At 69.3% G+C, this 20919-nt stretch carries 18 protein-coding genes; 12 read left to right on the top strand and 6 right to left on the bottom strand.

Annotation, left to right across the window (positions count from 1 at the left end):
• The first annotated feature begins 173 nt into the window (after positions 1 to 173).
• The 4 genes from CI089_RS12280 to CI089_RS12265 are packed head-to-tail and all read left to right on the top strand — an operon-like array spanning position 174 to position 4279.
• Positions 174 to 1502 (top strand): RNA polymerase sigma factor, encoded by a 1329-nt coding sequence (locus tag CI089_RS12280; RefSeq protein ID WP_094261810.1) that lies wholly within the window; start codon positions 174 to 176, stop codon positions 1500 to 1502.
• Positions 1499 to 2197, top strand: a complete 699-nt coding sequence (locus CI089_RS12275; RefSeq protein WP_094261809.1) for a coenzyme F420-0:L-glutamate ligase — start codon at positions 1499 to 1501, stop codon at positions 2195 to 2197. The genes CI089_RS12280 and CI089_RS12275 overlap by 4 nt, the downstream gene beginning before the upstream one ends.
• 10 nt (positions 2198 to 2207) lie before the next feature.
• Entirely contained in the window at positions 2208 to 3221 is a 1014-nt protein-coding gene (locus tag CI089_RS12270; protein WP_256977934.1) for a sugar-transfer associated ATP-grasp domain-containing protein, read from the top strand.
• Positions 3222 to 3271: 50 nt separating this feature from the next.
• The gene (locus tag CI089_RS12265) at positions 3272 to 4279 is read left to right on the top strand and encodes a sugar-transfer associated ATP-grasp domain-containing protein (RefSeq protein ID WP_094261807.1); all 1008 of its coding nucleotides are present in this window, start codon (positions 3272 to 3274) and stop codon (positions 4277 to 4279) included.
• A gap of 84 nt (positions 4280 to 4363) precedes the next feature.
• Here the strand turns inward: CI089_RS12265 and CI089_RS12260 are convergent, their stop codons facing one another.
• Positions 4364 to 4582: a DUF7455 domain-containing protein gene (locus CI089_RS12260; protein ID WP_023951321.1), complete on the bottom strand. Its 219-nt coding sequence runs from the start codon at positions 4580 to 4582 to the stop codon at positions 4364 to 4366.
• 193 nt (positions 4583 to 4775) lie between these two features.
• On the opposite strand from CI089_RS12260, the gene CI089_RS12255 reads away from it, so the two are divergent.
• Positions 4776 to 6845, top strand: coding sequence for a DNA gyrase/topoisomerase IV subunit B (locus tag CI089_RS12255; protein ID WP_023951320.1), 2070 nt, complete (start codon positions 4776 to 4778; stop codon positions 6843 to 6845).
• A gap of 111 nt (positions 6846 to 6956) precedes the next feature.
• On the opposite strand, the gene CI089_RS12250 is transcribed toward CI089_RS12255, so the two are convergent.
• Entirely contained in the window at positions 6957 to 9416 is a 2460-nt protein-coding gene (locus tag CI089_RS12250) for a DNA gyrase/topoisomerase IV subunit A (protein ID WP_094261806.1), read from the bottom strand.
• A 63-nt stretch (positions 9417 to 9479) separates the two neighbouring features.
• Between CI089_RS12250 and CI089_RS12245 the strand changes: the two genes are divergently transcribed.
• Entirely contained in the window at positions 9480 to 10607 is a 1128-nt protein-coding gene (locus CI089_RS12245) for an alkaline phosphatase family protein (protein ID WP_179223324.1), read from the top strand.
• Between the two features lie 30 nt (positions 10608 to 10637).
• Here the strand turns inward: CI089_RS12245 and sepH are convergent, their stop codons facing one another.
• A complete protein-coding gene (gene sepH / locus CI089_RS12240) occupies positions 10638 to 11672 on the bottom strand; it encodes a septation protein SepH (protein ID WP_094261805.1) in 1035 nt (344 codons plus the stop codon).
• 228 nt (positions 11673 to 11900) lie between these two features.
• On the opposite strand from sepH, the gene CI089_RS12235 reads away from it, so the two are divergent.
• On the top strand, positions 11901 to 12194 hold the full coding sequence (locus CI089_RS12235) for a DUF4193 domain-containing protein (RefSeq protein ID WP_023951316.1): 294 nt from the start codon (positions 11901 to 11903) through the stop codon (positions 12192 to 12194).
• Positions 12195 to 12267: 73 nt separating this feature from the next.
• Here the strand turns inward: CI089_RS12235 and CI089_RS12230 are convergent, their stop codons facing one another.
• Positions 12268 to 12765 carry a DUF3093 domain-containing protein gene (locus CI089_RS12230; RefSeq protein ID WP_094261804.1) on the bottom strand — a complete coding sequence of 166 codons (498 nt, stop codon included), beginning with the start codon at positions 12763 to 12765 and terminating at the stop codon, positions 12268 to 12270.
• Positions 12766 to 12777: 12 nt separating this feature from the next.
• On the opposite strand from CI089_RS12230, the gene dut reads away from it, so the two are divergent.
• The 5 genes from dut (at position 12778) to dxs (ending at position 19651) form a co-directional block, all read left to right on the top strand.
• On the top strand, positions 12778 to 13230 hold the full coding sequence (dut, locus tag CI089_RS12225; RefSeq protein ID WP_179223323.1) for a dUTP diphosphatase: 453 nt from the start codon (positions 12778 to 12780) through the stop codon (positions 13228 to 13230).
• Complete coding sequence (locus CI089_RS12220; protein ID WP_023951313.1) at positions 13227 to 13805, top strand: DUF3710 domain-containing protein; 579 nt, start codon at positions 13227 to 13229, stop codon at positions 13803 to 13805. The genes dut and CI089_RS12220 overlap by 4 nt, the downstream gene beginning before the upstream one ends.
• Positions 13802 to 14569: a DUF3159 domain-containing protein gene (locus CI089_RS12215; RefSeq protein WP_094261803.1), complete on the top strand. Its 768-nt coding sequence runs from the start codon at positions 13802 to 13804 to the stop codon at positions 14567 to 14569. Before CI089_RS12220 ends, CI089_RS12215 begins: the two co-directional genes overlap by 4 nt.
• 132 nt (positions 14570 to 14701) lie before the next feature.
• Positions 14702 to 17560 (top strand): aconitate hydratase, encoded by a 2859-nt coding sequence (locus CI089_RS12210; RefSeq protein ID WP_094261802.1) that lies wholly within the window; start codon positions 14702 to 14704, stop codon positions 17558 to 17560.
• 102 nt (positions 17561 to 17662) lie between these two features.
• Complete coding sequence (dxs, locus tag CI089_RS12205) at positions 17663 to 19651, top strand: 1-deoxy-D-xylulose-5-phosphate synthase (RefSeq protein WP_094261801.1); 1989 nt, start codon at positions 17663 to 17665, stop codon at positions 19649 to 19651.
• Here the strand turns inward: dxs and CI089_RS12200 are convergent.
• Together CI089_RS12200 and CI089_RS12195 are read right to left on the bottom strand one after the other, a co-directional pair.
• Positions 19633 to 20235 carry a hypothetical protein gene (locus CI089_RS12200; protein WP_094261800.1) on the bottom strand — a complete coding sequence of 201 codons (603 nt, stop codon included), beginning with the start codon at positions 20233 to 20235 and terminating at the stop codon, positions 19633 to 19635. The genes dxs and CI089_RS12200 overlap by 19 nt on opposite strands.
• Complete coding sequence (locus CI089_RS12195) at positions 20232 to 20909, bottom strand: TetR/AcrR family transcriptional regulator (protein ID WP_094261799.1); 678 nt, start codon at positions 20907 to 20909, stop codon at positions 20232 to 20234. The genes CI089_RS12200 and CI089_RS12195 overlap by 4 nt, the downstream gene beginning before the upstream one ends.
• Between the last annotated feature and the right edge of the window lie 10 nt (positions 20910 to 20919).

Raw genomic sequence — 20919 nt, 5'->3', positions numbered from 1 at the left:
CGTTCTCATAGGAATGAATGCTTGCGCAGGAACAGCGCACGAGATATGAGACAATGAAGGACCTGACCCGTTGTCGATCCTGTGCTCCTCGTTCGCTCGAGTGGCGGGGGACTTGACAAGGGTCTTACTAGTGTCCGAGAACCCGGTGCGTTCGCACCGGTGAGAGGCTAACCGTGACGTCAGGCACGAAGACCACCCGCACCCGCGCGAGCGAGGACACCGAACTCGTCGAGGACGCGCCCGCCACCGCGGCGAAGGCTGCGCCCAAGAGCGCCGCGAAGAAGGCGCCCGCCAAGAAGGCCGCGACCAAGAAGGCCGCGCCCGCGAAGGCCTCCAAGGCGAAGGCCAAGGCCGACGACGACGAAGAGATGGACGACGAGGACGTCGAGGTCGACGTCGAGGTCGACGCCGACGACGCCTCGGACGACGACGCCGCCCCCGCGGGCGACGCCGCCAAGGCCGACGACGACGAGGACGATGACGAGCCGAAGAAGCCGGCCGTCACCGAGGCCCTGCCCACCGGCGCCATCGTCATCTCCTCGAGCGACGAGGAAGACGTCCCCGTCTACTCGACGCAGATCACCGGCGCCACGGCCGACCCGGTCAAGGACTACCTCAAGCAGATCGGCAAGGTCCCGCTGCTGAACGCGGCCGAAGAGGTCGAGCTCGCGATGCGCATCGAGGCGGGTCTGTTCGCCGAAGAGAAGCTGTCGCACATGTCCGCTGCCGAGAAGTCGAGTCAGCTCGGTCTCGACCTGCAGTGGGTCGCCCGCGACGGCCAGCGCGCGAAGAGCCACCTCCTGGGCGCGAACCTGCGTCTGGTCGTGTCGCTCGCCAAGCGCTACACGGGTCGCGGCATGCAGTTCCTCGACCTCATCCAGGAGGGCAACCTCGGCCTCATCCGCGCCGTCGAGAAGTTCGACTACACCAAGGGCTTCAAGTTCTCGACCTACGCGACGTGGTGGATCCGTCAGGCGATCACGCGCGCCATGGCCGACCAGGCGCGCACGATCCGCATCCCGGTGCACATGGTCGAGGTCATCAACAAGCTCGCCCGCGTGCAGCGTCAGATGCTGCAGGACCTCGGTCGCGAACCCACGCCCGAGGAGCTCAGCCGCGAGCTCGACATGACGCCCGAGAAGGTCATCGAGGTCCAGAAGTACGGGCGCGAGCCCATCTCGCTGCACACCCCGCTCGGCGAGGACGGCGACAGCGAGTTCGGTGATCTCATCGAGGACACCGAGGCGGTCGTCCCGGCCGACGCCGTCGGCTTCACGATGCTGCAGCGCCAGCTGGAGTCGCTCCTCGACTCGCTCAGCGAGCGCGAGGCGGGCGTCATCCGCATGCGCTTCGGCCTGGGCGACGGTCAGCCCAAGACTCTCGACCAGATCGGCGACACGTTCGGCGTCACGCGCGAGCGCATCCGTCAGATCGAGTCGAAGACGATGGCCAAGCTGCGCCACCCGTCGCGGTCGCAGTCGCTCCGGGACTACCTCGAGTGACCGGCGCCGCGAACGAGGGCAAGGCTCTCGAGGTCGTCGTCGACGGCACCTCCTACGCGCGGATCCCGATCCGCACCCGTGTGGTGATGCCCGGCGACGATCTCGACGCCGTCATCTCGGAGTACGCCGCTTCGACCGTCCAGGCGGGGGACCTGCTGTTCGTCACCGAGAAGATCGTCGCGATCACGCAGGGCCGTTCGTACACGCTCGACGAGATCCGTGTTCGCCCGCTCGCGAGGTTCCTCTCCACGTACGTCACCCGCACGCCGTACGGAATCGGCCTGGGCATGCCGGAGACGATGGAGATGGCGCTCCGCGAGTGCGGTACGCCGCGCATCCTGTTCGCCGCGGCGGTCAGCGCCGTCACGAAGCTCTTCGGCCGACGCGGCGACTTCTACCGTGTCGCGGGAGACAAAGCGCGCGCGATCGACGGCCCGACGTCGGGCACCATCCCGCCCTACAACAAGGCGGTCGTCCTGGGCCCGACCGATCCGAAGGGCGTGGCCGCGCGGATCAAGTCCCAGCTGGGCGGCATCGCCGAGGTGGCGGTCGTCGACATCAACGACATCGGCGGCAACATCCTCGGCTCGACGCTCGACAAGGCGGGAGAGCAGCGGCTCGTGCGGATCCTGCGCGACAACCCGCTCGGTCAGGGCCACGAGTCGACGCCGCTCGGCGTCATCCGCGAGGTCTGACGTGGGAGCGGTGAATCGGCTCTACCGGCGCGCGCGCTTCTTCGTCCGCCGCGTCGTCTCGTTCGACGGCGAGCGGGTGCTGCAGTTCGCCCGGCAGTCCGCCGCCCTCTCGAAGGCGCCCGTCTGGTGGGTCGCGGCCGACATGGCGTGGTGCGCCGTCCGCTACGAGACGACGTTCGAGAACTATTCCGAGTGGGACTTCCGGATCCTCAAGGCGCGCGAGCGCCGCACCTACATGACCGACCCGAAGTCGTTCCACCTCTCGCGGCGCCTCAACGACAACTCCGTGCGCGGTGTCTTCGACGACAAGCTCCAGTTCGCTCGCCGGTTCGGCGACGAGCTCGGGCGCGCGTGGCTCGATGTCGCCTCGTCCGACACCGCAGCGCTGGCGGCCTTCCTCGACGGCCGCGAGCGCGTCATCACGAAGAACCCCGGGGGAGTCGGCGGCAACGGCATCACGATGCGCGAGGTCGCCTCGATCGGCGACGTCGCGAGCCTCCGAGAGGAACTGCTGGCGTCGGGCGAGACGCTCGTCGAGGAGGTCCTGGTGCAGCATCCCGAGATGGCCCGCCTGTATCCCGGCAGCGTCAACTCGCTGCGCGTCGTGACCTACCGCGATCCCGACGACGTCGTGCACGTCCTCGCCGCGGTGCTGAAAGTCGGCAACGGCGGGGTCATCGACAACTTCTCCAACGGCGGCATGTACACCATGCTCGACGAGGAGGGGCGGGCGCGCCACGCCGCGAGCGACGAAGAGGGCCGCCCCTTCGAGACGCACCCGATCACGGGAGTCGCGATCACGGGGTACCAGGTTCCGCTGTACCCGCAGGTGCTCGAGCTCGTCGATCGGCTCGCCCGGCGGGTTCCCGAGATGCCGTACATCGGCTGGGACATCGCGATCACGCCGGAGCGTCCGGTCGTGATCGAGGGCAACCACAACACGGGCGTGTTCCAGTCCAAGCCGTCGGTGTCGGGCATCCGGCGCGGGCTGCTGCCGCGCTACCGTGCGGCCATGCGCTTCTGAGCGCCCGCGGATCCGCAACCGGAACACCGAGAACACGGAGAGAACGAGCAATGGGTCGATCACGCGTCCGGCTGGGCTACCTCCTCGACCGCGCCCGCAACATCCGGGTCGGCAATCTCATCGAGTTCGGGCGTCAGGTGCAGAAGGTGTCGAGAGCGCCGCTGCCGCTGATCATCGCCGACATGCTGTGGTGCTCGGTCAAGTACGACATGGGCTTCCGCGACTACGCGGTGTGGGACATCCGCCTGCTCAACGCACGCGAGCGCGCGACCTGGATGACGCACCCGAAGTCGTTCCGGATCACCCGCATGCACAACACGCCCGAGGGGCGCGCGAAACTCGAGGACAAGCGCCGCTTCGCGCGCGAGTACGCCGACCTGCTCGGCCGCGAGACGCTCGACCTCCGGGATGTCGACGACGCCGAGCTCGCCGCGTTCCTGGCGCGGCACCCGAAGGTGCTGGCCAAGCCGCTCGACGGGCACGGCGGCGGGGGAATCACCCTGCACGAGAACGTGACGGATGCCGCCGCGTTCCGGGCCGAGGCGACCGCAGCGGGCCAGTCGATCGTCGACGAGTTCATCGTCCAGCACCCCGAGATGGCCTCGCTCTATCCCGACAGCGTCAACACGGTGAGGATGATCACGTTCCTCACCCCCGACGGACACGTTCGCCTCCTGGCCGGCGTGCTGCGCATCGGGAACGGCGACGTCATCGACAACTTCGCCTCGGGCGGCATGTTCACGATGCTCGACGAGCACGGCGTCGCCCTCTATCCGGGTGTCGACAAGAACTCGAACGTCTATCGCGAGCACCCCGTCACCGGTACCCCGATCGTCGGCTTCACGGTGCCGTTGTTCGACCAGGTGCTCGCCCTCACCGAGCAGCTCGCGCGCCGGACACCGGAAGCTCCCTACGTCGGCTGGGACCTGGCGATCACGCCCAACGGCCCCGTCGTCATCGAGGGCAACCACAACTCCAGCGTGTTCCAGCCCAAACCGTCCGCCTCGGGCGTGCGCACCGGCCTGCTTCCCGTCTACCAGGCAGCCGTCGGCTTCTGACCGGCGACCCGGCATCGCACCTCGCCGCCGGACAACGCGAAAGCCCCGGGCATGATGCTCGGGGCTTTCGTCGTGGAGCCGGCCTCAGCCGGCGGCGACGAGGCGCGAGGTCTCGTCGTGCCAGCTCGTGGCGACGGCGCGCAGCTTCTCTTCGTACTTGCGGCCGTGGTGGGCGCAGAAGAGCAGCTCGCTGCCGTTCACCTCTGCGGCGATGTAAGCCTGGGCGCCGCACGAGTCGCAGCGATCGGCCGCGGTCAGGCGGTGGTCGAGGACGGCGGTGCTCTCGGAAGTGTTCGTGGTCATGATGGGTGCCTCCTCGGTCGATCGGGTCGTGCAACTGAGTCCCTCGATACAACCACGCCCAGCCGGGGGTATGCCCCGTTTGACGATCATTTCGCTCAGCGCGTACGCTCACCGCGCGCACTCGGGCTCGAGTCGCTCCCGCGCGCGTGTGTCCTCCCCGTCGTGTCGGCGCCCGCGGATACGCTTGGAGATCGTGACTGCTGAGTATTCCGCCCACCACCTCCAGGTGCTCGAAGGGCTGGAGGCCGTCCGCAAGCGCCCCGGCATGTACATCGGCTCGACCGACTCCCGCGGCCTCATGCACTGCCTCTGGGAGATCATCGACAACTCCGTCGACGAGGCCCTGGGCGGTTACGGCTCGCGCATCGACATCGTCCTCCACGCCGATGGCAGCGTCGAAGTTCGCGACCGCGCTCGCGGCATCCCCGTCGATGTCGAGCCCCGCACCGGTCTGACCGGTGTCGAGGTCGTGTTCACCAAGCTGCACGCCGGCGGAAAGTTCGGCGGCGGGTCCTACGCCGCGTCGGGCGGACTCCACGGCGTCGGAGCCTCGGTCGTCAACGCCCTCTCCGAGCGCCTCGACGTCGAGGTCGATCGGGGCGGCAAGACCTACGCGATGTCGTTCCACCGCGGCGAGCCCGGTCTGTTCGCGGGCGATGCTCCCGATTCGGAGTTCACGCCGTTCGAGCGTTCCTCCGAGCTGCGCGTGGTCGGCAAAGCGCCCCGAGGCACCACCGGCACCCGCATCCGATACTGGGCCGACCGCCAGATCTTCACGAAGGATGCCGCGTTCCACCTCGAAGAGCTCGTGCAGCGGGCGCGGCAGACCGCGTTCCTCGTGCCCGGCCTCGAGATCGTCATCGTCGACGAGCGCGGCGAGGAGCGGGTCGAGACCAGCTACCGCTTCGACGGCGGCATCTCGGAGTTCGCGGAGTTCCTGGCCCCGGATGCGCCGATCACGGACACGTGGCGCCTGACCGGCTCGGGAACGTTCACCGAGACCGTCCCCGTGCTGCAGGCCAACGGAGCCATGGTGCCGACCGAGGTCGAGCGGTCCTGCGAGGTCGACATCGCGCTGCGATGGGGGACGAGCTACGAGACCGTCACCCGGTCGTTCGTGAACATCATCGCCACCCCGAAGGGCGGAACGCACCAGCAGGGCTTCGAGCAGGGGCTCATGAAGGTCATCCGCAGCCAGGTCGAGCAGAACGCACGACGCCTGAAGGTCGGCAACGACAAGCTCGAGAAGGACGACATCCTCGCCGGCCTCACGGCGGTGCTGACGGTCCGGCTCCCCGAGCCCCAGTTCGAGGGCCAGACCAAGGAGATCCTGGGAACGCCGGCGGTGCGCCAGATCGTCGCCTCGGTCGTCAATCGCGAGATGGGGGCGCTCTTCTCCTCCACGAAGCGCGACGACAAGGCCCAGACCGGACAGCTGCTCGAGAAGGTCGTCTCCGAGATGAAGGCGCGCATCTCGGCGCGCACGCACAAAGAGACGCAGCGCCGCAAGACCGCGCTCGAGTCGTCGTCGCTGCCGGCGAAGCTGGCGGACTGCCGCAGCAACGACGTGGCCGAATCCGAGCTGTTCATCGTCGAGGGCGACTCGGCGCTCGGCACCGCCAAGCACGCCCGCAACAGCGAGTATCAGGCGCTCCTCCCGATCCGCGGCAAGATCCTGAACGTCCAGAAGGCGTCGGTGAGCGACATGCTCTCCAACGCCGAGTGCGCCGCGATCATCCAGGTGATCGGCGCCGGTTCCGGGCGCTCGTTCGACCTGAGCGCGGCCCGCTACGGCAAGGTCATCCTGATGAGCGACGCCGATGTCGACGGCGCGCACATCCGCACGCTGCTGCTGACCCTCTTCTTCCGCTACATGCGACCGCTGATCGAGGAGGGCCGCGTGTTCGCTGCCGTGCCTCCGCTGCATCGTGTGGTCGTCGTGAATCCGGGTTCGAAGCCGAACGAGACGATCTACACCTACTCGGAGGCCGAGCTGCACGGGCTGCTCGCGAAGCTCCGCAAGTCGGGCCGCAAGTGGCAGGAGCCGGTGCAGCGCTACAAGGGCCTCGGCGAGATGGATGCCGATCAGCTGGCGACGACCACGATGGATCGCGCCGGCCGCACGCTGCGCCGTGTCCGCGTCGAGGATGCCGACGCCGCCAATGCGGTCTTCGAGCTGCTCATGGGCAACGAGGTCGCCCCGCGCCGCGATTTCATCGTCACCTCGAGCGATCGCCTCTCGCGCGAGTCCATCGACGCCTGACCCGCGCCGCGGCCGCGCGCACGGAACTCGGAGGATGACGCGAGGTTCGGAGGGATTCCGGCGAAGCGTCCGACGGTGGCGTCATGCTCCGAGGTTCGGGGCCGGGCGGGCTCAGGCGACGACGGTGCCGATCGCGCCGATGACGCCGTCGAGGGGCTGGCCGGAGGCATCGCGCTTGGCCCCCGCCTCGGGGAGGGCCCGCGTCGCGCCGTCGGGACCGACCGCGCGCGGGGAGTCGCCCACCCACGCGAGGGTCAGCGTGTCCTCGCCGCGCAGGAACCGCTGTGCGCGGACTCCGCTTGTCGCGCGTCCCTTCGCGGGGAACTCCGAGAACGCCGACACCTTGCCGCTGCCGGCGTCGGCACCGGCGAGCGATTGCGTCGAGCCCGCGATCGTCACGACGACCGTGTCATCGGATGCCGCGACCGCGGTGAACGCGATGACGCGCTCACCGTCCGCGACGCGGACTCCCGCCATGCCGCCGGCCGCGCGACCCTGCGGACGCACCGCCGCCGCATCGAATCGCAGCAACTGCGCGTCGGAGGTGACGAAGACCAGCTCGGAGCCGTCGGGCGCCGGGGCGGCGCCGACGACCCGGTCACCGGGCTTGAGGGAGATGATCTCGGCGTCGGGTTTGCCCGGCGCGAGCTCGGTCGCCGCGACGCGCTTGACGACGCCCTGAGCCGTGCCGAGGGCGATCGGCGGCTCGCCGGTCAGCGGCACGATCGCCACGACGTGCTCGCCGGCTCCGAGACCGAGATACTGGTCGGCCTTCGACCCCGCCGCGAGCTGAACGCTGTTGCCCGGTACCGAGGGCAGGTCGACGGGGGAGAAGCGCACGAGGCGTCCGGAGCTGGTGACGGCGCCGAGGTCACCGCGGACCGTGGCGTCGACGGCGGAGCGGATGGCGTCGTGCTTGCTGCGCCGGGCCGGCGGAACGATACCGCTGCTGAGCAGGTCTTCGCCGAGCTCTGCCCGGACCATTCGGCCGGTCGCCGAGAGGAAGACGCGGCAGGGCGCGTCGGCGATCTGCAGGTCGGCGGCGGCCTTCTTGCCCGAGCGCGCGGTCACGGGCCCGCCGTTGAGCAGCAGCGTGCGACGCGGCGTGCCGTAGGTCTCGGCTGCCGCCTCGAGCTCGCGGGCCACCTGGGCTCGGAGCAGCACGTCGCTCGCGAGGAGTTCCTCGAGGTGCGCGATCTCGGCTTTCAACTGATCGCGCTCGGTCTCCAGCTCGATGCGGGAGAACTTCGTCAGGCGGCGCAGACGCAGTTCGAGGATGTAATCGGCCTGCGGCTGCGAGAGATCGAAGACGTCGATCAGTCGCGTCCTCGCCTGCTCGCCGTCATCGGAGGTGCGGATGACCTGGATGACCTCGTCGATGTCGAGGATCGCGATCAGCAGGCCCTCGACGAGGTGCAGGCGCTCCTGCTTCCGGGCGAGCCGGTAACGGCTGCGTCGCGTGACGACCTCGATGCGGTGGTCGAGGTAGACCCGGAGGAGCTCCTTGAGCCCGAGGGTCTGGGGCTGTCCCTCGACGAGCGCGACGTTGTTGATGCCGAACGAGTCCTCCAGCGGGGTCAACCGGTAGAGCTGCTCGAGCACCGCGTTCGGGTCGAACCCGGTCTTGATCGTGATGACGAGGCGCAGCCCGTGGTTGCGATCGGTGAAGTCCTGGACATCCGAGATGCCGGTCAGCTTCTTGGCGTTGACCGCATCCTTGATCTTCTCGATGATCCGCTCGGGACCGACCATGTAGGGCAGCTCGGTCACGACGAGGCCGGTGCGGCGCGGACCGAGCGACTCGACCGACACCTTGGCGCGGGTGCGGAAGGTGCCGCGCCCGTTGGCGTACGCGTCCTTGATCCCGTCGAGCCCCACGATTACGCCGCCGCCGGGCAGGTCGGGGCCCGGCACGAACTCCATGAGCTCGTCGAGCGTCGCCTCGGGATTGTCGAGAAGGTGCACGGCTGCTGCGACGACCTCGACGAGGTTGTGCGGCGCCATGTTCGTCGCCATGCCGACCGCGATGCCGGTCGTGCCGTTGACCAACAGATTGGGGTACGCGGCGGGCAGGACCGCCGGCTGCTGGAACTGACCGTCGTAGTTCGGGATGAAGTCGACGACGTCCTCGTCGAGATTCTCGGTCAGAGCGAGAGCAGAAGGCGCGAGCCGTGCCTCGGTGTAGCGCGCGGCCGCCGGGCCGTCGTCGAGCGAACCGAAGTTGCCGTGTCCGTCGACCAGGGGCACACGCAGCGCGAAGTCCTGGGCGAGGCGGACGAGCGCGTCGTAGATCGCCGAATCGCCGTGCGGGTGGAGCTTTCCCATGACCTCGCCCACGACCCGGGCGCTCTTGACGTGGCCCTTGTCGGGACGAAGGCCCATGTCGGCCATCTGGAAGAGGATGCGCCGCTGCACCGGCTTCAGGCCGTCGCGAGCGTCGGGGAGAGCGCGGGAGTAGATGACCGAGTACGCGTACTCGAGGAACGATCCCTGCATCTCCGCCGAGACGTCGACGTCCTCGATGCGCTCCGGCTGGTCGGGGACGGGTGAAGCGGTGCGGGATGCGGCCATGAAGCTGTTCGGACCTCGATCGGGGATGGGAGGGCGGATGCGGTCTGTGTCAGACTGTCCGCGATGCCCTCAAGCCTACCGATCGACCCGCCCACGGCCCGGAGCCTCACCGGTGTGCTGCCGCAGCTGCTGACCTCGCTGTCGGGTCGGTCCGACTGGTTCGCTCCGGCACGGTCGGCGATCGTCATCGTCGCGGACGGGCTGGGACGCGGCAACCTCGCACAGCGCGCCGCCTACGCTCGCTTCCTCTCCGAGCGCATGACCAAGCGGGATGCCGCCCGCACGGTGTTCCCCGCGACGACGGCCGCCGCCTTGAGCAGTCTCTTCACAGCTGTGCCGCCGGGGGAGCACGGCATCGTCGGTTATCGGGTGAGGGTGCCCGGCACGGCCTCGGCCCCGAACCAGCTCACCGGCTGGGAAGACGACGGCCTCGACCCGCTCTCCTGGCAGCGTTCGCAGCCCGTGTTCGAGCGTGAGGCCGCCGCGGGCCGCCGCTGCTTCGTCGTGAGCCGTGCGCAGTACGCCGCCACCGGGTTCACGACGGCGACCGTCCGCGGGGCGGAGTTCGTGCCGGCTTCCGGGATCGGCGAGCGTCTGGCGCGGGCCGAGGCCCTCGCCGGAGCCCACGAGGGAGCTCTCGTCTACGTCTACATCCCGGAGCTCGACGTCATCGGCCACGGGCACGGCTGGGAGGGTGACCGGTGGGCGGCGGAGCTGGAATCGCTCGACGCCGAGCTGCGCCGGTGGGATCGTCGGCTGGGGCCGGGCATCGGTGCTGTGCTGACGGCGGATCACGGCATGATCGACGTCCCCGCGCACCGGCACGTCCTGCTGCGGGAAGGCGACGAACTGCTCGATGAGGTCGATGTCATCGGCGGCGAGCCGCGGATGCTTCACCTCTACGCGTCAGACGGCGCCGCCGAACGCGTGGCCTCGCGCTGGCGAGAATCGGAATCGGATCGTGCGTGGGTGATGACCCGGGCCGAGGCCGTCGACGCCGGGCTCTTCGGGACGGTTCACCCCGAGGTGGCGCCGCGCATCGGGGACGTCCTCGTCGCCGCTCGCTCGAGCGTGGCGTACTACGACGACCGGCTGACCGACAAGAAGCCGCAGCGGATGATCGGACAGCACGGGTCGCTCACCGACCAGGAACGGATCGTTCCCCTCATCCGATTCGGCGTGTTCGCCTGAGAGGTCGAGCCCAGCGCGCCGCCTGAGCGATCAGGCGTCTTCGCTGCGCGCGCCGAAGACGATCTCGTCCCACGACGGCATCGAGGTCCGGCCGCCGCGGCGGCGGGTCTCCGGGGCCGCGTCCTCGTTCGCCGGCTCCGCCTGGGGCGCCTCGGGCTCGGGAGCCGGCTCGGCGGGTTCGCGATAGCCGGGCTCGAGCGCGTCGAAGAGCGCGACCGGCGTCCGTTCACGCGTGTCCTGCCCGCGGTCCTCCCCGGGCATGGGCTCGCGCTGTCCGCGGCGGCGGCGGAGCGCCTCGAGGAGGTCGGCGGTCTCGGACGACGTCACCACCGGTTCGGGAGCGCGCTTGATCGCCGCGTCCTTCGCGGTCGTGCTGCGCAGCGAGCCGGACGTCGCCGTCTCCGGCTCGGCGGCGGGATGCCGCGGGCCGAACGCTCCGCTGTCGAACCGCGACTCGTCCTTGGCCTGCGGTGTGTCGAGGGCCCGCAACCGCGGGATCAGCCCCTCGGGCAGCGACCCCTGCCGCGACAGCTGGGTCGCGTCGGAGTTGAGGGGCGCGAGCGACGAGCGTCGGGGGTCGAACGACCACCGGGCGTCGTGCTCGACCTCGCCCACGGTGAACTCGAGCTTGACGATCCAGCCGTCGGGCTCGCGCCAGCTGCTCCAGCGCTCACCCGTCGCGCCCGCCTCGGCGAGCTTGGTGCGCACGGCGGTGCCGAAGGTCGGCTGGGCATCCGGCTCGAGCTCGCCCGCGATGAGGACCGGCACCGCGAGGGCCTGTCCGACGATGTGCTCGCGTTCGGCGATGATCGGCCGCTCGTAGCGGGCGACGTCCTCGACCCGGATGCCGAGGAGCGTGGCGACATCCGCGGCGCTCATGCCGGCGCGGATGTGCGACTGGATCTCGCGAGGACTGGGGCGGGGCGCCCGCGGTTCGTCAGCCGGACGGGCGCGGCGCAACTGGGCGCGCAGCGTCTCGTTCACCGGCAACGCGAAGCGCTCCCCGGACTCGGTTGCGAGGACGAGGATGCCCTCCTCGGTCCCGATGACCTTGAGCTGTTCCATGCGCAGAACCCTCCCAGCGATGCGTGTGCCGTCATGGTGTCACAGGCATCCGGGGACCGCGGGAATATCCGGGGCGCGCCGTCGGTTTCGGGGGGCGAACCGGTCGTGCGCATCCGTTCCCGGAAGGATCTTCCGCGACGTTTTGCGAAATACGCGCCCGTCATGCAAACTATCGCCGCCCCACTCGGCGCGGCAACCGGCAACACCTGGAAGTAGAGGCCTTTCGACATGGCTACGGATTACGACGCACCCCGCAAGACCGAGGACGACAGCGAGTCGATCGAGGCCCTGAAGGAGCGCGTGCCCGACAAGTCGTCGGGCTCGATCGACAACGAGGACGCGGACAACCCGTCCGGCTTCGAGCTGCCCGGGGCCGATCTCTCGGACCTCGAGCTCGATGTCGTCGTCCTTCCCCCGCAGGAGGACGAGTTCACGTGCATGGAGTGCTTCCTGGTGAAGCACCGCACCCAGATCGACCACGAGACCAAGGTCGGCGCGATCTGCACCGAGTGCGCCGCCTGAGCATCACGACTCTCGCTGACCCTCGACGCTCCGGCGTCGGGGGTCTGTCTTTTGCGCGAAGCGGTGTGACGGACTAGGCCCGGCGGGCACGGGACGCCGCGTCCGCGCGAGCGCTCTCGATCACCGCGACGACCCGGGCCGGCGTCCGGGAGGAGAAGACCCAGTGCGCGACCGGATCGTCGTCGTCGTCGATCGCGACGCGAACCACGCCGTCGATGCCACCGCGCAGCAGGTGCCACGAGCTCGGCGACAGTCCGGGCCCGCGTGCCTGTCGCGCATCGTCGCCCGTCAGCGCCTCGATCCGGCCGAGATACCCGAGCTCGATGCTCGACCGGCCGACGCGCAGGCGTCCGTCGGCGACTTCGATGACCGGTGAGAGGGCGATCAGGCCGGCGACGATGAGCGCGCCGACGACGATCCCGGCGACGAGCCCGACGATCGAGTCGAGCGGCGCGAGCACGAGGGCGACCATCGGGCCGCAGACGGCCGCGCTCACCAGCAGCCAGAGCGATGGGCTCAGGCGCTCGCGATAGCTCGTGGCGGGCGGGGTGGCGGGGGCGGAACTGTGCATTAGCCTCGTGGGGTGACCGAATCCGTGGACGTCCCCATTATCGCCGCCGACGTTCCCGTGTACGCCCACCCGGGGGATGCCGGAGCAGATCTCGTCTCCACCGAGACGGTGCGGCTCGAGCCCGGACAGCGCGCGCTCGTGGGCACCGGCGTCCGCATCGCCCTGCCCGAAGGCTTCGCCGCCTTCGTGGTTCCGCGCAGCGGCCTCGCCGCCAAGCACGGCATCACCGTGGTGAACTCTCCCGGGACGGTCGACGCCGGATACCGCGGCGAGATCAAGGTCACCCTCCTGAACACCGACACGTCCGAGGCGTACGACATCGCGCCCGGCGACCGCATCGCACAGGTGATCGTCATGCCGGTGACCCGCGCCCGCTTCATCCCCGTCGACACGCTGCCCGAGAGCGTCCGCGGCGAGGGCGGGTTCGGCTCGACCGGCTACCAGCAGACAGGAGTATCCGCATGAGCGACGACGCGAAGTCCGCGCCCGCCGACCGCGCCACCGCCGGACCGTTCGACGAGTCCGAGGCCAACCCGGTCCGCCCCTACATCGACCTCGGCGGCATCAAGGTGCTGCCCCGCGAAGGTCTCAACCTGCGCCTCGAGGTCGAGGAGCAGACCAAGCGCATCGTGGCGGTCGGTCTGGATTACGCCGGGTCCACGCTGCAGGTGCAGCCGTTCGCGGCGCCCCGCTCGACGGGGCTCTGGGACGAGACGCGCGAGCAGATCCGTCAGCAGGTGCGCCAGCAGGGCGGCCGCGTCGAGGAGCGCGAGGGCCCGCTCGGTCCGGAGCTGCTCGCGGAGGTTCCCGTGATCGCGGGAGCTGACGGCAGCGGCAAGCGCCTGGCCCGATTCGTCGGCGTCGACGGTCCGCGCTGGTTCCTCCGCGGGGTCATCGGCGGCGCCGCCACCAACGACGTCGAGGCGGCCGCGCAGGTCGAGGACCTGTTCCGATCCCTCGTGGTCGTGCGCGGCGGGTCGCCGATGCCGCCGCGTGACCTCATCCCGCTGAAGATGCCGGCGACCCCCGGCTCGGCGTGAACGGCGACGAGCGTCCCGACGCGGCGCGCGAGCGTCCCGCCGACCTGACCCCGCCGCAGCCGGCGGGCTCGGCGTCGGGTGTGCTGGGTGCCGCCCTCGGCGAGGCCGCGCGCAGGGCGGGGTTCGATCCGGAGACGAACGCCTCCACCGGGGGAGTCGTGTGGCGCGCCATGGGCGGATTCCGCGGAATCGTCGAAGCCGTCCTGCCGGGTCTGGTCTTCATCGTGGTGTTCACGCTGACGACGGACCCCGAGACGCGCGAAGCGAACCTCTGGCTGTCGCTCGGTCTCTCGGTCGGGGTCGCCGCGGTGTTCACGCTGCTCCGCTTGATCCAGCGGGGGCCCGCTGGGGCCGCTTTCGGCGGTCTCATCGCGACCGCCGTCGCCGCGGGCCTCGCGCTGTGGACGGGACGGGGTCAGGACAACTTCATCCCGGGGCTGATCACGAACGCCGCGTACGGCACGGCGTTCCTCGTCTCGGCTCTCATCGGGTGGTCCCTCATCGGGCTGGCCGCGGGATTCCTCATGAACGAGGGGATCGCCTGGCGGCGTGACAAGCGCAAGCGCCGGGTCTACTTCTGGCTCGCCATCGCCTGGGCAGCTCTCTTCTACGTGCGACTCGCGGTGCAGCTGCCGCTGTACTTCGCCGACGAGGTGGCCGCCCTCGGAACCCTGAAGCTCGTGATGGGGCTTCCGCTGTTCGCCCCGCTCGCGGCGGTCACCTGGCTCGCCGTGCGGGCGCTCTATAAGCGGCCCGCCGAGTGATACATTTATCTTGACGTCAAGATAAATTTCCCCGATACGACTAAGGGTCGCCTCACTAGATCGACCGGTGCGGCGAGGGGATGATGGGACAGTGCGCGCGAGCGCGCGGCCCGCCGATGAAGGAGAGCAGACGTGTCCACTGTTGACAGCTTCGGAGCCAAGAGCACCCTGACGGTCGGCAGCACCGACTACGAGATCTTCCGGATCGACACGGTCGAGGGTTACGACCGTCTTCCCTTCAGTCTGAAGGTGCTGCTCGAGAACCTCCTGCGCACCGAAGACGGCGCGAACGTGACGCAGGAGCAGATCCGCGCGCTGGGTTCGTGGGACGCGTCGGCCGAGCCCGACACCGAGATCCAGTTCACCCCGGCCCGCGTCGTGATGCAGGACTTCACCGGCGTGCCCTGCATCGTCGACCTCGCCACCATGCGCGAGGCGGTGACCGCCCTCGGCGGTGACCCGAACCGCATCAACCCGCTCTCGCCCGCCGAGATGGTCATCGACCACTCGGTCATCGCCGATCTCTTCGGCAGCGAGAACGCCCTCGAGCGCAACGTCGAGATCGAGTACGAGCGCAACGGCGAGCGTTACCAGTTCCTTCGTTGGGGTCAGGGCGCGTTCGACGACTTCAAGGTCGTCCCCCCGGGCACCGGCATCGTCCACCAGGTGAACATCGAGCACCTCGCGAAGGTCATCTACGACCGCAACGTCGACGGCGTGCTCCGTGCGTACCCCGACACCTGCGTCGGCACCGACTCGCACACCACGATGGTCAACGGCCTCGGCGTCCTGGGCTGGGGCGTCGGCGGCATCGAGGCCGAGGCGGCGATGCTGGGTCAGCCCGTGTCGATGCTCATCCCGCGCGTCGTCGGCTTCAAGCTCACCGGCGAGATCCCCGCGGGCGTCACCGCGACGGACGTCGTGCTGACGATCACCGACATGCTGCGCAAGCACGGCGTGGTCGGCAAGTTCGTCGAGTTCTACGGCGCCGGCGTCGGCTCCGTCCCGCTCGCGAACCGCGCCACGATCGGCAACATGAGCCCCGAGTTCGGCTCGACCGCCGCGATGTTCCCCATCGACGACGTCACGCTCGACTACCTGCGTCTGACCGGCCGCGACGAGCAGACCGTCGCCCTCGTCGAGGCGTACGCGAAGGAGCAGTCGCTCTGGCACGACCCCGAGAACGAGCCGAGCTACAGCGAGTACATGGAGCTCGACCTCTCGACCGTCGTCCCCTCGATCGCCGGTCCGAAGCGTCCGCAGGACCGCATCCTCCTCTCGGAGTCGAAGGCGCAGTTCGCGAAGGACATCCTCAACTACGCGACGGCCGCCGACGAGTCCGTCGAGGTCGAGGGCACCTTCCCGGCATCCGACCCGGGCACCGCGCCCGGTGTCGAGCACGAGACCCACTCCGACGACACCGTCTCGCACCAGCACGACCACGCTCACGCGGGACTGCTCTCGAGCGGCGCGCGCCACGCGGCGTCGAACCCGGTCAAGGTCACCCAGCCGTCGGGCGAGAGCTACATGCTCGACAACGGCGCCGTCACCCTCGCGGCGATCACCTCGTGCACCAACACGTCGAACCCGTCGGTCATGATCGCCGCGGGGCTGCTGGCCCGCAAGGCCTCGGAGCGCGGTCTCACCCGCAAGCCGTGGGTCAAGACGACCCTCGGACCCGGCTCGAAGGTCGTCACCGACTACTACGAGAAGTCCGGTCTCGACAAGGACCTCGAGAGCCTCGGCTTCTACACCGTCGGCTACGGCTGCACGATCTGCATCGGAAACTCCGGCCCGCTGATCGAAGAGGTCTCGGCCGCGGTCAACGACAACGATCTCGCGGTCACCGCGGTGCTCTCGGGCAACCGCAACTTCGAGGGCCGCATCAGCCCCGACGTCAAGATGAACTACCTCGCCTCGCCGCCGCTGGTCGTCGCGTACGCCCTGGCCGGGTCGATGAACTTCGACTTCGAGACCGACCCGCTCGGCAAGGACTCCGACGGCAACGACGTCTTCCTGAAGGACATCTGGCCCGCTCCGGACGAGGTCCAGGAGATCATCGACTCGTCGATCTCGCGCGAGCAGTTCATCAAGCAGTACGCCACCGTGTTCGACGGTGACGAGCGCTGGAAGAACCTGCCCACGCCGACCGGGCCGGTGTTCGAGTGGGACGAGAACTCGACCTACGTGCGCAAGGCGCCGTACTTCGACGGCATGCAGATGGAGCTGACCCCGGTCAGCGACATCACCGGTGCGCGCGTCATGGCGACCCTCGGCGACTCCGTGACGACCGACCACATCAGCCCGGCCGGAAACATCAAGGCCGGCACCCCCGCCGCGCAGTACCTCACCGAGCACGGCGTCGCGCAGAAGGACTTCAACTCCTACGGCTCGCGTCGAGGCAACCACGAGGTCATGATCCGCGGCACGTTCGCCAACATCCGCCTGAAGAACGAGCTGACGGCCGCGGTCAACGACGGCAAGGTCGTCGAGGGCGGCTACACGCGCGACTTCACCCAGGAGGGCGGCCCGCAGTCGTTCATCTACGACGCGAGCCAGAACTACCAGGCCCAGGGCACGCCGCTCGTCATCTTCGGCGGCAAGGAGTACGGCTCGGGATCGTCGCGCGACTGGGCCGCCAAGGGCACGAACCTGCTCGGCGTGAAGGCCGTCATCACCGAGAGCTTCGAGCGCATCCACCGCTCGAATCTGATCGGTATGGGCGTCGTGCCCCTGCAGTTCCCGGCCGGCGAGAGCTGGAAGTCGCTGGGACTCGACGGCACCGAGATCATCTCGATCACGGGTCTCGAGCAGCTGAACGAGGGCGTCACCCCCAAGACGGTGAAGGTCGTCGCCGAGCCGAGCGAATTCTCGCCCGAGGGCAAGCAGACGGTCGAGTTCGACGCGATCGTGCGCATCGACACCCCCGGTGAGGCCGACTACTACCGCAACGGCGGCATCCTGCAGTACGTGCTGCGCTCGCTCGTCTGAGCCCGCCAGCCGCATAGTCCACGAGAGGCCGGAGCGTCCAGCTCCGGCCTCTCGTGCATCCCGCTCATTAGACTTACCGGCACCGATGGAAGGAGGAGCGCGATGTCGTTGCTCTCCTCGATCTCGCACCCGCGCGATCTGGACGCCCTCTCGCTTCCGCAGCTCGAGGCTCTCGCGAGTGAGATCCGCTCGTTCCTCGTCGAGAACGTCGCGCGCAGCGGCGGGCACCTCGGCCCCAACCTCGGCGTCGTCGAGCTCACGCTCGCGATCCACCGGGTCTTCGACTCTCCGAACGACCCGGTCGTCTTCGACACCGGACACCAGTCCTACGTCCACAAGCTCGTCACCGGTCGGCAGGACTTCTCGCGGCTGCGCTCTCGGGGCGGCCTGGCGGGCTACCCGCAGCGCAGCGAGAGCGAGCACGACGTCGTCGAGTCGTCGCATGCTTCGAGCTCGCTCAGCTGGGCCGACGGCATCTCCCGGGCCTTCGCCCGCACCGGTCGCACCGACCGGCACGTCGTCGCTGTCGTGGGCGACGGGTCGCTGACCGGCGGGATGACGTGGGAGGCGCTGAACAACATCTCCGACGACAACGATCGCAACCTCGTGATCGTCGTCAACGACAACGGACGCTCCTACGCGCCGACGATCGGCGGGATGGCGCGCTTCCTGAACAAGGTACGCACGACCGAGGGCTACCGGTCCCTGCACGAGGGCTCGGCCTCGCTGTTCGGTCGGCTGGGGCCGGCGGCGCGGGCCGTCTACCGCGGACTTCGCGGGGGTACTCACGGGTTCCTGTCCCGCTTCGTGAACAATGAGGCGCTGTACTCGAACCTCGACATCAAGTACCTCGGGCCCGTCGACGGCCACGATCTCGAGGCCATGATCGAGACGCTGCGGCTCGCGAAGTCGTACGGCGCCCCGGTCATCGTGCACGCGATCACCGAGAAGGGCCGAGGCTACGCGCCCGCTCGCCTCGACGAGGCCGATCAGTTCCACGCGGTCGGCAAGATCGACCCCGCGACGGGCCGGCCGGTCTCCTCGGGTGGCAAGACGAGCTGGACGGACGTCTTCGCCGAGGAGCTCGTGTCGGCGGGGCAGCGCCGCGGTGATGTCGTGGCGATCACGGCGGCGATGCTGCGTCCGACCGGGCTGCTGCCGTTCGCGCAGCGGTTCCCCGATCGCGTCCTGGACGTCGGCATCGCGGAGCAGCACGCTGTCGCGGCATCCGCGGGTCTCGCCTTCGGTGGGCTGCATCCGGTCGTCGCGATCTACGCGACGTTCATGAACCGCGCGTTCGACCAGATGATGATGGATGTCGCGCTGCATCGTGCCGGCGTGACGTTCGTGCTCGATCGGGCCGGCGTCACCGGGCCCGACGGGCCCAGTCACCACGGCATCTGGGACCTCGCGATGCTTCAGCTCGTGCCCGGCATCCGCATCGCTGCGCCCCGGGATGCCGAGCGTCTGCGCGAGGTGTTCCGCGAGGCCGTCGACATCGAGGACGCGCCCACGGTCGTCCGCTATCCGAAGGGCTCGGTCGGCGACGAGCTGCCGGCCCTCGAGCGTCTGGACGACGGGACCGACGTGCTGGTGCGGGGCGAATCCGACGATGTGCTCATCGTGGGGATCGGTCCGATGGTTCGTCTCGGCATCGAGGTCGCCGAGCGCCTGCGAGCACAGGGGATCGGCGCGACCGTCATCGATCCTCGCTGGGTGGTCCCGGTCGCGCGCTCGGTCGTCGACCTCGCCGCCGAACACCGGCTCGTCATCACGATCGAAGACGGGATCCGTGTCGGGGGCATCGGCACCCGCATCCGCCAGGTGCTTCGCGAGGCCGGCATCGACACGGCCGTCGACGAGCTGGGCCTCCCCGACGAGTTCATCGATCACGCGGAGCGCGACGAGATCCTCGACGACGCGGGCCTGACTGCCGCGAAGATCGCGCACGACGTCGTCGCGCAGGTCCTCGGCACCCGCATCCCGATCGCTCGCCCCAGCGCGGACGCGGAGTCGGACTGGTCGGATGCCGCTGACGCACCGAACCGGGCGGAGGCTGCCGACGGCGAGCGTCAGTCTCGAGGCCGCTGACGCCGTCGCCGGTCGGGGTCGATGATGCGGTAGCGCTGGTCGAGGGCGTCCTCGGTCGCGGTATCCGCATCCGGTGTCGGTGCCCTCTCGTCCAGCCCACCGGCATCGCGGCGCAGGGCCCGTCGCATGGTGAGGAACCAGGCGCCGGCGACTCCGATGGCGCTGAGCGGCACATTGACGAGGAACACGGTGTCGCTGACGCCAGTGCCTCCCGCGTCGCCGATGAGCACGGGAACGGCGACGGCCGTGGTGATGGCTCCGACCAGCGCGCCGTATCCCGCGAAGACCATGAGATGCGCCCCGACACGCGGGATGCGTCGCAGGAAGCGGCCGAGCAGGTATGCGCCGGGGGAGCCGACCACGACAGCTGGGACCGAGGCCATCACGATCATCACGGTGCCCACGATCAAGCTCAGGCCGCCCGTGAGAACAGCCCAGGCGGTGATGATCAGCAGGGTCGTCGCGGCCCACGCGCGAGCGGCACCCGCGACGAATTCGGACGGGGTGAACGCCAGGGGTGCGGCATCCGTGCGGGGCGAGTCGGGACGGGACTCGCGCGGCGGTTGGGGACCGGCGCCCGTCACGATCGGGCCTCGGCGATGAGGTCGAGGAGTTCTCGCAGTGGCCGTCGCAGCATCGGGAGGCGGGCGAGGGGGAGGGCCATCGCGAGCAGTGCCAAGCCTCTGTCGAGCAAGCGACGGGTCTTCGCCTGGTCGTCGGACTGGTCGTAGACCCAGTACATCGCGAGCAGCAGGTGTGCGAGAACGAGCGCTCCGGGCAGCGCCTCGGCGATGTCCTTCGGCAGCTTGTGGTCGGCACCGTCGACGGCAGTGCGGAACAGGTCCGCCACGATCGTGAGCGAGGCATCCGACTCGGGCGACAGCGGGTTGATCGACGATCGCGGCGAGACGGCGGCCGTCAGGAACTCGGGCGCATGGCCATGCGTCGGGGCCAGTTGGTCGAGGCCGGTGTGGAAGACGATCGCGAGCCTGTCCGTGAGGCCGCGCTCCGACTCGAGTCGGGGGAGGGCGGCGGCTCGGTGCGCCTGCTGCACCTGGAGGTAGAACTCCTGCACGAGCTCGTTCTTCGATGCGAAGTGGTAGTTCGTCGTGCCGACCGAGACGCCCGCCTCCGCGGCGATGTGACGGATCGTGGTCGCGTCGTAGCCGCGTTCGCGGAACGACCGCAGCGCGGTCTCGACGATCCGTGCACGCGTGCGGTCTCGTTTCGATCCGGTCGGCTCCGGTGTGCTGAACATGTTCAGACTC

This window comes from Microbacterium sp. Yaish 1, from assembly GCF_002245215.1.
In the GTDB taxonomy this organism is placed as follows: domain Bacteria; phylum Actinomycetota; class Actinomycetes; order Actinomycetales; family Microbacteriaceae; genus Microbacterium.
The sequence above is the reverse complement of the archived record's forward strand: the minus strand, read 5'-3'. Positions and strand labels throughout refer to the sequence as shown.

Bases quoted from the DNA above. Each gene is read 5' to 3' on its own strand.
- CI089_RS12195 (WP_094261799.1), bottom strand. From the start codon at position 20,909: ATGTTCAGCACACCGGAGCCGACCGGATCGAAACGAGACCGCACGCGT.
- CI089_RS12230 (WP_094261804.1), bottom strand. From the start codon at position 12,765: ATGCACAGTTCCGCCCCCGCCACCCCGCCCGCCACGAGCTATCGCGAG.
- CI089_RS12265 (WP_094261807.1), top strand. From the start codon at position 3,272: ATGGGTCGATCACGCGTCCGGCTGGGCTACCTCCTCGACCGCGCCCGC.
- sepH (WP_094261805.1), bottom strand. From the start codon at position 11,672: ATGGAACAGCTCAAGGTCATCGGGACCGAGGAGGGCATCCTCGTCCTC.
- CI089_RS12220 (WP_023951313.1), top strand. From the start codon at position 13,227: ATGAGCGACGACGCGAAGTCCGCGCCCGCCGACCGCGCCACCGCCGGA.
- CI089_RS12260 (WP_023951321.1), bottom strand. From the start codon at position 4,582: ATGACCACGAACACTTCCGAGAGCACCGCCGTCCTCGACCACCGCCTG.
- dxs (WP_094261801.1), top strand. From the start codon at position 17,663: ATGTCGTTGCTCTCCTCGATCTCGCACCCGCGCGATCTGGACGCCCTC.
- CI089_RS12250 (WP_094261806.1), bottom strand. From the start codon at position 9,416: ATGGCCGCATCCCGCACCGCTTCACCCGTCCCCGACCAGCCGGAGCGC.
- CI089_RS12245 (WP_179223324.1), top strand. From the start codon at position 9,480: ATGCCCTCAAGCCTACCGATCGACCCGCCCACGGCCCGGAGCCTCACC.
- CI089_RS12235 (WP_023951316.1), top strand. From the start codon at position 11,901: ATGGCTACGGATTACGACGCACCCCGCAAGACCGAGGACGACAGCGAG.